Source organism: Microbacterium sp., assembly GCF_035554235.1.
GTDB lineage: Bacteria > Actinomycetota > Actinomycetes > Actinomycetales > Microbacteriaceae > Microbacterium.
Genome location: NZ_DATMIO010000047.1, coordinates 1 through 12,211, shown reverse-complemented (window position 1 = coordinate 12,211; position 12,211 = coordinate 1). Strand labels below are relative to the sequence as shown.

The 12,211-nt window shown below is 69.7% G+C and carries 10 protein-coding genes; 8 read left to right on the top strand and 2 right to left on the bottom strand.

Features of this window, described 5'->3' with window-relative positions:
- The coding region (locus VNT50_RS02250) for an ABC transporter ATP-binding protein (RefSeq protein ID WP_325483482.1) at positions 1-714 on the bottom strand (714 nt) is incomplete at its 3' end.
- A 148-nt stretch (positions 715-862) separates the two neighbouring features.
- Here VNT50_RS02250 and VNT50_RS02245 point away from each other — a divergent pair.
- The 5 genes from VNT50_RS02245 (at position 863) to VNT50_RS02225 (ending at position 6,480) form a co-directional block, all read left to right on the top strand.
- Positions 863-1,501, top strand: a complete 639-nt coding sequence (locus tag VNT50_RS02245; RefSeq protein WP_325483481.1) for a GntR family transcriptional regulator — start codon at positions 863-865, stop codon at positions 1,499-1,501.
- Complete coding sequence (locus tag VNT50_RS02240; protein ID WP_325483480.1) at positions 1,498-3,039, top strand: MmgE/PrpD family protein; 1,542 nt, start codon at positions 1,498-1,500, stop codon at positions 3,037-3,039. The genes VNT50_RS02245 and VNT50_RS02240 overlap by 4 nt, the downstream gene beginning before the upstream one ends.
- 115 nt (positions 3,040-3,154) lie before the next feature.
- Entirely contained in the window at positions 3,155-4,054 is a 900-nt protein-coding gene (gene prpB, locus VNT50_RS02235; protein WP_325483479.1) for a methylisocitrate lyase, read from the top strand.
- Positions 4,055-4,066: 12 nt separating this feature from the next.
- The gene (locus VNT50_RS02230; RefSeq protein ID WP_325483478.1) at positions 4,067-5,203 is read left to right on the top strand and encodes a bifunctional 2-methylcitrate synthase/citrate synthase; all 1,137 of its coding nucleotides are present in this window, start codon (positions 4,067-4,069) and stop codon (positions 5,201-5,203) included.
- Between the two features lie 5 nt (positions 5,204-5,208).
- Positions 5,209-6,480, top strand: a complete 1,272-nt coding sequence (locus VNT50_RS02225; RefSeq protein ID WP_325483477.1) for a thiolase family protein — start codon at positions 5,209-5,211, stop codon at positions 6,478-6,480.
- Between the two features lie 63 nt (positions 6,481-6,543).
- Here the strand turns inward: VNT50_RS02225 and VNT50_RS02220 are convergent, their stop codons facing one another.
- Complete coding sequence (locus tag VNT50_RS02220; protein WP_325483476.1) at positions 6,544-8,784, bottom strand: choice-of-anchor I family protein; 2,241 nt, start codon at positions 8,782-8,784, stop codon at positions 6,544-6,546.
- Positions 8,785-8,962: 178 nt separating this feature from the next.
- Here VNT50_RS02220 and VNT50_RS02215 point away from each other — a divergent pair, with 178 nt between their 5' ends.
- The 3 genes from VNT50_RS02215 to VNT50_RS02205 all read left to right on the top strand — a co-directional run.
- The gene (locus VNT50_RS02215) at positions 8,963-10,462 is read left to right on the top strand and encodes a CoA-acylating methylmalonate-semialdehyde dehydrogenase (protein WP_325483475.1); all 1,500 of its coding nucleotides are present in this window, start codon (positions 8,963-8,965) and stop codon (positions 10,460-10,462) included.
- A 2-nt stretch (positions 10,463-10,464) separates the two neighbouring features.
- On the top strand, positions 10,465-11,610 hold the full coding sequence (locus tag VNT50_RS02210) for an acyl-CoA dehydrogenase family protein (RefSeq protein ID WP_325483474.1): 1,146 nt from the start codon (positions 10,465-10,467) through the stop codon (positions 11,608-11,610).
- A 40-nt stretch (positions 11,611-11,650) separates the two neighbouring features.
- On the top strand, positions 11,651-12,211 hold a 561-nt coding region (locus tag VNT50_RS02205; RefSeq protein ID WP_325483473.1), incomplete at its 3' end, for an NAD(P)-dependent oxidoreductase.

Genomic DNA, 12,211 nt, shown 5'->3' with positions numbered 1-12,211 from the left:
CGCGGCATCCGTCCCCTCGAACGACACCTCCGTGCGCGTGAGGTGGCGGAGCTCGGGCAGCGTCCCCGACTCCACGATCCTGCCGGCGCGGATGATCGACACCCGGTCGCACAGTTGCTCGACCTCGGAGAGGATGTGGCTCGAGAGCAGCACGGTGGCCCCGGCCGCACGCACTCGCGCGATCTCGCTCCGGAACATGACCTCCATCAGCGGGTCGAGTCCGCTCGTCGGCTCATCGAGGATGTAGAGGTCGGCGGGCACGGCGAAGGCGGCGATGAGCGCGACCTTCTGCCGGTTGCCCTTGGAGTACGCCCGGCCCTTCTTGCGCGGGTCGAACTGGAAGGCCTCCATGAGCCGGGCCTTCTCGTCGCGGTACGCGGGGTCGCGCCGCGAGGCGCCGCGCAGTCGCGAGAGGAAGTCGATGGCTTCGCCGCCGGAGAGATTGGGCCAGACGCTGACATCTCCCGGGACCGAGGCGATGCGGCGGTGCAGGGTGACGGCGTCGCGCCATGGCTGGCTGCCGAAGACGGATGCCTCGCCCGCTGTCGCCCGTGCGAGGCCGAGGAGGATGCGGATCGTGGTGGATTTGCCGGCACCGTTGGGGCCGAGGAAGCCGTGCACCTGTCCTTCGGCGACCTCCAGGTCGAGGCCGTCGAGGGCCCGGACGTGGCCGTAGCGCTTGACGAGGCCGGCGGTGTGGATGACGGTGGTCATGCCGCCGAGAATACGCTCGATTCGCGAATTTGTGAAGAATGCGAACTCGCGCGCTTGTATACGTATGGCTGTGGGACGCCCGGCGAATCGGGCACGGAGCGATTTTATGTATACAATGATTGCGGACCGAGCAACGAGGGAGGTCAGCATGCGGGCAAGCGATCGCGCCTACGCGACCCTCCTCGACGAGATTCAGAGCGGATTCCTCCCTCCTGGGGCGGTGCTCGGCGAAGTCGAGCAGGCGGCGCGACTCGGCGTCAGCCGAACGCCGCTCCGCGAGGCCCTCGGACGCCTCAGCGCGGACGGCCTCGTCGCACAGCAGTCCGCGCGCGTGCTCGTGGTCAGCGGGATCGACGCGGGCGACATCCGCGAGCTCTTCGAGGTGCGCCGTGCGCTGGAGGAGTCCGCCGCTCGGCTCGCCGCGGAGCGGGGGGATGCAGCGACCTTCGCCACGCTCGCCGATGAGCTCGCGCGTGTCGGGCTGGGAGGGGCGGGCGAACGGGACGCCTACTACGCGCTCATCGCGCGCTTCGACGCCGCGCTCGATGCCGCAGTCGTGAACGACTACCTGACCTCCGCGCTGCGCAACGTGCGCACGCACCTCGTACGGGTGCGCCGCCTCGCCCGCGACAACCCGGGTCGCCTCGCCGAGTCGGTCGCCGAGCATCGCCTCATTGCAGCCGCGATCGCCGCGCGCGATCCCGAACTCGCCGCCCACGCCACGCACGTGCATCTGCACAACGCGCTCACGAACATCCTCGATTCCCTCTCGAAAGGCCCTTCATGACCGTTCCCCACCATCTCCGCGTCCACCGCAGCGACGAGAACCTCGCCCGCGAGGGGCAGCTCGCCTGGCGCATCGCCGAGATCGCCGCCGATCCCGTCGACGTCGAACCCGACGTCGTCGACATGATCATCAACCGGTTCATCGACAACGCCGCTGTCGCCGCGGCATCCATCACGCGCGCCCCCGTCAGTGCCGCCCGCCAGCAGGCCCTCGACCACGCGGTATCGATCGGTGGCGCGGGCGCGACGATCTTCGGGTGCGCGCTCGAGCGCCGCTCCAGTCCCGAGTGGGCGGCCTGGGCGAACGGCGTCGCCGTGCGCGAGCTCGACTATCACGACACCTTCCTCGCCGCCGACTACTCGCATCCGGGCGACAACATCCCGCCGATCCTGGCGGTCGCCCAGCACGTCGGCTCCGACGGCGCCGCCCTCGTGCGCGGCGTTGCGACCGGCTACGAGATCCAGATCGACCTCGTCAAGGCGATCTGCCTGCACAAGCACAAGATCGACCACGTCGCGCACCTCGGCCCCTCGGCCGCCGCCGGCATCGGCACGCTGCTGGGGCTCGATGCCGAGATCATCTTCCAGGCCGTCGGACAGGCCCTGCACACGACCACCGCGACGCGGCAGAGCCGCAAGGGCGAGATCTCCACGTGGAAGGCGCACGCGCCCGCCTTCGCCGGCAAGATGGCCGTCGAAGCCGTCGACCGCGCGATGCGCGGCGAGACCAGCCCCTCGCCCATCTACGAAGGCGAAGACGGGGTCATCGCGTGGATGCTCGACGGCCCGGAGGCGGCTTACGAGGTGCCACTTCCGGGTGAGGGCGAGCCGAAGCGCGCGATCCTCGATTCGTACACGAAGGAGCACTCCGCCGAGTACCAGGCGCAGGCCTGGATCGACCTCGCCCGAAAGCTGCACGGCCAGTACCCCGATCTGCGCGACGGAAAGGGACCCGAGGGGCAGGAGATCGAATCGATCACGCTGCACACCAGCCACCACACGCACTACGTGATCGGCTCGGGCGCGAACGACCCGCAGAAGTACGACCCCACAGCGAGCCGCGAGACGCTCGACCACTCGATCCCGTACATCTTCACCGTCGCGCTGCAGGACGGCACGTGGCACCACGTCGACTCCTATACCCCGGAGCGCGCCGGCCGCCCCGATACCGTCGCCCTCTGGCACAACGTCACGACCGCCGAAGACGAGGAGTGGACCCGCCGCTACCACTCGACCGATCCCGCCGAGAAGGCGTTCGGCGGCCGCGTCGTCATCCGCTTCGCGGACGGCCTCGAGCTCGTCGACGAGATCGCCGTCGCCGACGCGCACCCCCTCGGGGCGCGGCCGTTCGAGCGCGAGGACTACATCCGCAAGTTCCGGATGCTGGCCGAGCCCGTGCTCGCACCCGAGGAGATCGAGCGGTTCCTCGAGCTCGTGCAGCGCCTTCCCGAGCTCTCGCCCGAAGAGGTCGCGCAGCTCACGATCGTCGCGCAGACCGGCGTGCTCGCCGCCGCACCGGCGCCGAAGGGGCTGTTCTGATGCGCGCGCCGTACCGGATACAGGCTGAACGGCACGTCCGGGCGTGGGCAGCAGCCCGGCCGGCGACTCCAGCCCCGCGGAGCCTGAACGCGGCACGCCTCGGGAGGCTGTTCTGATGCTGTACTCCCAGACCCCTGCGGCCGAGAAGCGCCGCCTTTTCCGGGAGCGGCTCGCGAGCGGCGAGCTGCTGCGATTCCCCGGTGCCTTCAACCCGCTCAGCGCGCGCCTCATCGAGCGCAAGGGATTCGACGGCGTTTACATCTCGGGCGCGGTGCTCTCGGCCGACCTCGGCCTGCCCGACATCGGCCTGACGACGCTGACCGAAGTCGCCGGCCGCGCGCAGCAGATCGCCCGCATGACCGAGCTGCCCGCCATCGTCGACGCCGACACCGGCTTCGGCGAGCCGATGAACGTCGCCCGCACGATTCAGACCCTCGAAGACGCCGGCCTCGCCGGCACGCACATCGAGGACCAGATCAACCCGAAGCGCTGCGGCCACCTCGACGGCAAGGCGGTCGTCGACGAGAGCACCGCGATCAAGCGCATCCGGGCGGCCGCGGATGCGCGGCGCGATCCCAACTTCCTGATCATGGCGCGCACCGACATCCGCGCCGTCGAGGGGATGGATGCCGCGATCGACCGCGCGAAGGCGCTGGTGGATGCCGGTGCCGACGCGATCTTCCCCGAGGCGATGCGCGACCTGCGCGAGTTCGCCGCGATGCGGGAGGCGCTCGATGTGCCCCTGCTCGCGAACATGACCGAGTTCGGCAAGAGCGAGCTCTTCACGAGTGCGCAGCTGGCGGATGTCGGCATCAACATCGTCATCTGGCCGGTGTCTCTGCTGCGGATGGCGATGGGCGCCGCGGGCCGTGCGCTCGATACGCTCAATGATGAGGGGCACCTCACCGCGAAGCTGGGCGAGATGCAGCACCGCGCCGACCTCTACGAACTCATCGACTACGAGGGTTACAACCACTTCGACACGAGCGTCTTCAACTTCGAGATCGCGCGCTGAAAGGATAGAGCCATGGCAGAGCAGACCGAGATCAAGAAGGGCCTCGCCGGGGTGGTCGTCGACTACACGGCCGTCTCCAAGGTCAACCCCGACACCAACAGCCTGCTCTACCGGGGCTATCCCGTGCAGGAGCTCGCCGCCTCCCAGCCATTCGAGGCGGTCGCATACCTCCTGTGGCACGGCGAGTTGCCGACGGCCGACGAGCTCGCGGAGTTCCGCCGCGTCGAGCGCTCACAGCGCGGTCTCGATGACAACGTGAAGGCCGCGATCGATCTCATCCCGCTGACGTCTCACCCGATGGATGTCGTGCGCACCGCGGTCTCGGTGATCGGGGCGTCCGACCCAGAGTCGGATACGTCGACGTGGCTCACTGCAGGCGCGACCCCCGAGGCGAACCTGCGCAAGAGCATGCTGCTGTTCGCGAAGCTGCCGGCGATCGTCGCCTACGACCAGCGCCGGCGGCGCGGGCAGGACGTGATCGCTCCGCGCAACGACCTCGACTACTCGGCGAACTTCTTGTTCATGAGCTTCGGCGAAGAGCCCGACCCCGTCGTGGTCGACGCGTTCAACGTGTCGATGATCCTGTACGCCGAGCACTCCTTCAACGCGTCGACCTTCACCGCGCGCGTGATCACGAGCACCCTCGCCGACCTGCACTCCGCGGTCGTCGGCGCGATCGGCGCGCTCAAGGGGCCGCTGCACGGCGGCGCCAACGAAGCGGTCATGCACATCTTCGACGAGATCGGCGAGGCCGCAGCCGTCGAGGCGTGGCTCGATACGGCTCTCGCGGAGAAGCGAAAGATCATGGGCTTCGGGCACCGCGTCTACAAGCACGGCGACTCGCGAGTGCCGACGATGAAGGCCGCGCTCGACACGCTCGTCGAGCACTACGACGCGCGCGACCTCGCGGCGCTGTACACCGAGCTCGAGAAACAATTCGTTGCGCGCAAGGGGATCTACCCGAACCTCGACTATCCCTCGGGCCCCGCGTACAACCTGATGGGCTTCGACACCCTGACCTTCACGCCGCTCTTCGTCGCCTCGCGCATCACCGGGTGGACGGCGCACATCATCGAGCAGGCGGCATCCAACGCCCTCATCCGCCCGCTGTCGGCCTACAACGGCGTCGACGAGCGTCACGTGGAGTAGCCGCCATGGTCACCAGCGCTGTCGTCGTCGACGTCGTCCGCACACCTTCGGGGCGCGGCAAGCCGGGGGGTGCCCTGAGCGCCGTGCATCCCGTCGACCTGGCGGCCCACGTTCTCGCCACGGTGCTCGAGCGCAACGGGCTCGAATCCCGGCAGATCGACGACGTGATCCTCGGATGCGTCAGCCAGGTGTCGGATCAGAGCGTGAACATCGCCCGCAACGCGGTGCTCGCCGCGGGGTTCGACGAGTCGGTGCCGGCGACGACGATCGACCGGCAGTGCGGGTCGAGCCAGCAGGCGGCGCATTTCGCCGCGCAGGGCGTGATCGCGGGCGCCTATGACATCGTGATCGCCGGCGGCGTCGAGTCGATGAGCCGGGTTCCGCTCGGCTCGTCGGGCACAGGCGGCACGCCGAACTCGCCGCGGCTGCGGGCGCGCTACCCCGAGGGACTCGTGAATCAGGGCGTCTCCGCCGAGCTGATCGCGCACAAGTGGGGCTTGTCCCGCGAGCGGCTCGACGCGTTCTCCGCCGAGTCGCATCGGCGGGCGGCGGATGCCTGGGCGGCGGGCCGCTTCGATTCACAGGTGGTGCCGGTCGAGGTCGAGGGCACGACCGTTCGACCCTTCGACCCTTCGACCCTTCGACAGGCTCAGGACGGCGCAGGCTCAGGACGGCGCCACCTCGCGACGGGTCGGGCTCAGGGGCCGGCCATGGATGAGACCATCCGCGCGGCGACCACGGCCGAGGGCCTCGCGGGGCTCAAGCCCTCGTTCTACACCGAGGCGCTCGCCGCCCGCTTTCCCGAGCTCGAGTGGCGCATCACCCCGGGCAACTCCTCGCCGCTCACCGACGGGGCATCCGCCGCCCTCATCATGAGCGAGGAGAAGGCCGCCGAGTTGGGGCTCACACCACGCGCGCGGTTCCACTCCTTCGCGGTCGTCGGCGATGACCCGCTCTTCATGCTGACGGGTCCGATTCCGGCGACGCGCCGCATCCTCGAGCGCAGCGGACTCTCGATCGACGACATCGACGCCTATGAGGTCAACGAGGCGTTCGCCCCGGTGCCCCTCGCGTGGGCGCACGAGCTCGGCGCCGACCCCGCCAGGCTCAATCCCTGGGGCGGGGCGATCGCGCTCGGCCACGCCCTCGGCTCCTCGGGCACGAGGCTGCTCGGCACGCTCCTCGCCCACCTCGAGGCGACCGGCGGGCGGTACGGGCTGCAGACGATGTGCGAGGGCGGCGGGCTCGCCAACGCGACGATCATCGAGCGCCTCTGACCGCGGGCCCGCCCGCCGACGACGGGCGGGCAGCGCCCGCCCACGGCCCCGCAGGAACGCGGGTCAGCGCACGACGACGAGCCCGAACCCCGTGGCCGGAGAGATCGTCTCGGTACCCGCGTAGGTGACGACGATCGGGTGGATGCCGCGCGGCAGGGTCCCGACCGGCACCGTGACCGCACCGCCCGAGAGCTCGCCGGTGAGCGTCTTGCCCGCGACCTCGACGGTGACCGAGCCGGTGGCCTTGGGCCCCGAGACCGGGAAGACGCTGACCTTGACCGACACGGCATCCTTCGTCGATACGAGCACCTTGCCGGTCGTCGCCGTCGCGGCCGACAGGTAGCGGGCGGTGACGGGGTCGCTGTCCGCGGACGCGGCGCCGGTCGGTCCCGTCGCCGTGACGCGCACGCTGAGGGCGTGCCCCTGGTCGGCGGTCTTCACGCGGTAGTCGGCCTTCGTCGCACCGGCGATCGGTGAGCCGTCGCGCAGCCACTGGAAGGCGAAGGTCAGGCCATCGGCGCTCCATTCGCCCGGGGTCGCCGTGAGGGTGCGGCCCACGTCGGGCGAGCCCGACACGACGGGCGCCGCGACGTTCGCGAGAGCCAGGGCGTCGGTGATCGAGAACAGGGTCGTCGTGCCCGACACCTCGTTCGCGACCGCGAGGAGCGGCGCGCCGGTGGCCGAGGCCTCCGCGGGGATGAAGACGAGGCCTTCGGGGCCGAGGTCGCCGGCCGCGGAGAGCACGGCGAGCGGGTCGTCGGCGTCTTCGACCGAGACCGAGAAGTCGCGGTTGTTGATGTAGGTCACGAACGTGGATGCCGCGGGCTCGGTGATGTCGAAGACGGCGATGCCCCCGACGCGCTCGAAGCCGATGAAGGCGTAGGTGCGGCCGCTGAGGGTTCCGATCGCGAGGCTCTCGGGCTCGGGGCCCTTGTCGTCGCTGCGGCCCTCGAGGTTCGACTCCGTGTGGTTCGAGTTGAAGAACGCGGGGTTGGCCGCGGCGGTGATGCGCTCGAACGCGTCGCCCGAGTCGAACACCTGCTCGCCGGCGGTCGTCCAGATCGAGAACGACCGGCCGCCGAAGGCGTAGAGCTCGTCGTAGCAGCCCGCGGCCTCGTCGAAGCCGAGCTCGCGGGTCACGTTCAGGCGGCCGAGCGCGGCATCCGCCTCGTACGCCGCCAGGTTGTCGCAGACCGGGCCGTAGCCGTCGTCCTCGAGATCCTTGACGCGGGAGGCTTCGACGTAGTCGCCCCACTCGCGGGCATCGCCCTCGTTCGCGCTGACGAGGTAGGTCTCGCCGCCGGCCTGGTACGAGTTCAGCCCGTCGGGCATGTAGACGCCGAAGAGCCCCGGGTAGGTCTGGATGTTGACGCTCGGTGACCCGTTGGGGTCGCGGTCGCTCCCGTCGATGCCGTTGCCGGGGACGCCGAGATCCTTGAAGCCGAGGGGCAGGATGTCGGTGACCAGGGCCTGGTCGAGATCGATGACGGCGAACGCGTTGGCCTCCTGCAGGGCCGCGTAGGCCGTGCCCCCGTCGATGACGATGTACTCGGGCTCGAGGTTGCGGCTGACGGGCAGGTCGTCGCCGTGCGGGGTCGGGCCGAAGACGCGCACGTCCTCCGGGAGCGCCCCGCCTTCGAACGCGTGGAAGTCCGCCGTGCGGACGTCGGCCTGGGTCGGGACCTTCGGCTTCTTGCCGAGCTTGGCCTTCTTGGGAAGGCCGACGATCGAGACCGAGCCCTCCGGGTCGATCGAGAAGTCGTCGGCGGGCTCGCCCTCGTTCGCGACGACCGCGTAGGTGCCGTCGGCCGAGATCGAGACCATGTCGGGCAGGGCTCCCACGGTGACCTCGCCGAGATAGGCGGATGCCGCGTCCGCGGCGTTCGCGTCGAAGAACACCAGGTGGCCGGGGTCGGTCTTGACCGGCGCCTCGAAGGCGATCACGCCGAGACCATCGGCGCGGACCGCGACGGAGTTGGCGACGCCGGCGGAGGTGAGCGCGAACTCCTCGGTGATGGCGGCGGGGTCGGAGTAGTCGAGCACGCCGACCGAGCCGGCCTGGGCGTTGACGACGAAGAGGCGGGCGCCGTGGGCGACCACGATTTCGGCGCCGGATTCGTCGAAGAGCCCGCTCTCGAAGGTGCCGATCGGCGCGAGCGCGAGCGCGGCGTCGTCGGCGGAGGAGGTGATCGGGTCAGCGACGATCGCGGCGGAGGCCGCGGTCAGGGGTGCGGCGACGAGCGCGCACGTCGCGGCCAATGCGGCGGCGGCGAGCACGGCGCGGCGCGGGGATTGAGAAGGCATCGATGTCCTCTGGTCACGGGCTGTCGCACGGAGTGTGCCGCACCCTTTCGTAGCGAGGGACGATGACCGCCGGGTGAACGTCTGCCCAACAGGCGAATTCGTGGTCGTCCTGCGATATAGTTGGAAGTCCAGGTAAAATGACCATCGTGCCAATGAGGGCATGGGAGGAGTCGATAGAATGACTCGTGAGCTGACCCATTTCGTGGGCGGAAAGCACGTCAAGGGAACGTCGGGACGTTTCGGGGATGTCTTCGACCCCAGCGTCGGCACCGTTCAGGCGCGCGTTCCCCTCGCCGGCACGGCCGAGGTCGAGGCCGCGATCGGCGTCGCGGCCGAGGCCCAGCGCGAGTGGGGTGCGCAGAACGCGCAGAAGCGCTCGCGCGTGCTGCTGCGCTTCCTCGACCTGATCGCGAAGGACATGGACAGCCTGGCACGGCTGCTCTCGAGCGAGCACGGCAAGACCATCGACGACGCCAAGGGCGACATCCAGCGCGGCGTCGAGGTGATCGAGTTCGCCGCCGGCGCCCCTCATCTGCTCAAGGGCGAGTACTCGAGCGGGGCCGGTGGCGGCATCGACGTGTATTCGATGCGCCAGCCCCTCGGCGTCGTGGCCGGCATCACCCCGTTCAACTTCCCCGCCATGATCCCGCTGTGGAAGGCGGGACCCGCGCTCGCCGCCGGCAACGCCTTTCTCCTCAAGCCGAGCGAGCGCGACCCGTCGGTGCCGTTGCGCATCGCGGAGCTCTTTCTCGAGGCGGGTCTGCCCGCCGGGGTGTTCAACGTCGTCAACGGCGACAAGGAGGCCGTCGACGCGATCCTGCACGATGACCGCGTCAAGGCCGTCGGCTTCGTCGGTTCCACGCCGATCGCGCAGTACATCTACTCGACCGCAGCGGCGAACGGCAAGCGGGCGCAGTGCTTCGGCGGTGCGAAGAACCACATGATCGTGATGCCCGACGCCGACCTCGACCAGGTCGCCGACGCGCTGATCGGCGCCGGGTACGGGTCGGCCGGAGAGCGCTGCATGGCGATCTCGGTCGCCGTGCCCGTCGGCAAGGAGACCGGAGACGCGCTCGCCGCGAAGCTCGCCGAGCGCGTCTCGCACCTCAAGGTCGGTCCCGCGCTCGAGCAGGGCAACGACTACGGTCCCCTCGTCAGCGCCGACGCGAAGGCGCGCGTCGAGCACTACATCCAGCTGGGCGTCAACCAGGGGGCGACCCTGCTGACGGACGGCCGCGGCCTCACCGTCGACGGCTACGAGAACGGCTTCTACCTCGGACCCACCCTGTTCGACGACGTCACGGCCGAGATGACCATCTACCGCGAGGAGATCTTCGGTCCCGTGCTGATCATCGCCCGGGCGCCCAGCTACGAGCGGGCGCTCGCGATGGCCACCGACCACGAGTACGGCAACGGCGTCTCGATCTTCACCCGCGACGGCGACGCCGCCCGCGACTTCGCGGCCCGCGTCGAGGTCGGGATGGTCGGCATCAACGTGCCGATCCCCGTGCCCATCGCGTACCACACGTTCGGCGGCTGGAAGAAGTCCGGCTTCGGCGACCTGAACCAGCACGGCCCGGACGCGTTCCGGTTCTACACGAAGACGAAGACCGTGACGAGCCGATGGCCATCAGGCATAAAAGAAGGGGCGAGCTTCGTTATCCCGACGATGCACTGACCATGTACACGACATACTCCGACGAACGCGCGGCCCTCGTCGAGACGGTTCGCGACTTCTCCGATGCCGCCCTTGCACCGAACGCCGCCCGCTGGGATGCCGAGAAGCACTTTCCCGTCGACACCCTCCGCGAAGCGGGAGAACTGGGCCTCGGCGGCATCTACGTGGGTGAGGATGTCGGCGGCTCCGGCCTCTCGCGCCTCGACGCCGTCGCGATCTTCGAGGAGCTCGCGAAGGGCGATGTGACGATCGCCGCCTACATCTCGATCCACAACATGGTGGCGTGGATGATCGACGCCCACGGCACCACCGAGCAGCGCGAGCGCTGGGTGCCGCGTCTGGTCACGATGGAGGATCTCGGCAGCTACTGCCTCACCGAGCCCGGCGCGGGCTCCGATGCCGGTGCCATCACGACATCCGCCGTGCTCGACGGAGACCACTACGTGCTCAACGGCACGAAGCAGTTCATCTCGGGCGCGGGCGCCTCCGCGGTCTACGTGGTGATGGCGCGCACCGGGGAGCCTGGCCCGAAGGGCATCAGCGCGATCGTCGTTCCGGGCGACACCCCGGGCCTCGGCTTCGGCCCGAACGAGAAGAAGATGGGCTGGAATGCGCAGCCCACGCGCCAGGTCATCTTCGACGACGTGCGCGTGCCGGTCTCGCACCTGCTCGGAGATGAGGGCGATGGCTTCGGCATCGCCATGAAGGGCCTCAACGGCGGCCGCGTGAACATCGCCGCGTGCTCGCTCGGCGGGGCCCAGTGGGCCCTCGACAAGGCGCTGCGCTACGTGCAGGAGCGCGAGGCTTTCGGCGCCCCGCTCTCGGCGAATCAGTCGATCGTCTTCACCCTTGCCGACATGGAGACCGAGCTGCAGGCCGCTCGCGCGCTGCTGGAGCGCGCCGCGGGAAAGATGGACGAGGATGCGGCCGATGTCGCGGTCGCGTGCGCGATGGCGAAGCGGTTCGCGACGGATGCCGCCTTCGGCGTGGCGAACACGGCTCTCCAGCTGCACGGCGGCTACGGGTACCTGCAGGAGTATGGGATCGAGCGCGTCGTGCGCGACCTGCGCGTGCACCAGATCCTCGAGGGCACGAACGAGATCATGAAGCTCGTCGTCGGCCGAGACCTCCTCGCGGCCGGTCGGTGAAGGGCCCATCGCCGACGATGCCGTTCGCAAAGGAGCAGCCATGACCACCATCGCCTTCCTCGGGCTCGGCCACATGGGCGGCCCGATGGCCGCCAACCTCGTCAAGGCCGGGCACCGCGTGCTCGGCTTCGACCCCGTGCCCGCGGCGCGCGAGGCCGCCACCGCGACCGGTGTCGAGATGCTCGCCTCGGGACAGGATGCCGCGGCATCCGCCGACGTCGTCATCACGATGTTTCCCGGCGGCCGGCACGTGCTCGACGCGTATCGTGGGTCGGCGGAGGCCCCCGGGCTGCTCGCCGTCGCGAAGCCCGGCACGCTTTTCATCGATTGCTCGACGATCGCGGTCGACGAGGCGCAGGATGCTCACCGGCTCGCGCAGGAGGCGGGCCACCGCAGCCTCGACGCGCCCGTCTCGGGAGGCGTCGTGGGCGCCGAGAACGCCACGCTCGCCTTCATGGTGGGCGGGGACGAGTCCGAGTTCGCCGCCGCGCTGCCGCTTCTCGAATCGATGGGCCGTCGCATCGTGCATTGCGGCGGACCGGGGCTCGGGCAGGCGGCCAAGGTGTGCAACAACATGATTCTGGGCATCTCGCAGATCGCC

Coding starts and splice junctions, on each gene's coding strand:
- VNT50_RS02245 (WP_325483481.1), top strand. CDS start 863: ATGCGGGCAAGCGATCGCGCCTACGCGACCCTCCTCGACGAGATTCAG.
- VNT50_RS02240 (WP_325483480.1), top strand. CDS start 1,498: ATGACCGTTCCCCACCATCTCCGCGTCCACCGCAGCGACGAGAACCTC.
- prpB (WP_325483479.1), top strand. CDS start 3,155: ATGCTGTACTCCCAGACCCCTGCGGCCGAGAAGCGCCGCCTTTTCCGG.
- VNT50_RS02230 (WP_325483478.1), top strand. CDS start 4,067: ATGGCAGAGCAGACCGAGATCAAGAAGGGCCTCGCCGGGGTGGTCGTC.
- VNT50_RS02225 (WP_325483477.1), top strand. CDS start 5,209: ATGGTCACCAGCGCTGTCGTCGTCGACGTCGTCCGCACACCTTCGGGG.
- VNT50_RS02220 (WP_325483476.1), bottom strand. CDS start 8,784: ATGCCTTCTCAATCCCCGCGCCGCGCCGTGCTCGCCGCCGCCGCATTG.
- VNT50_RS02215 (WP_325483475.1), top strand. CDS start 8,963: ATGACTCGTGAGCTGACCCATTTCGTGGGCGGAAAGCACGTCAAGGGA.
- VNT50_RS02210 (WP_325483474.1), top strand. CDS start 10,465: ATGTACACGACATACTCCGACGAACGCGCGGCCCTCGTCGAGACGGTT.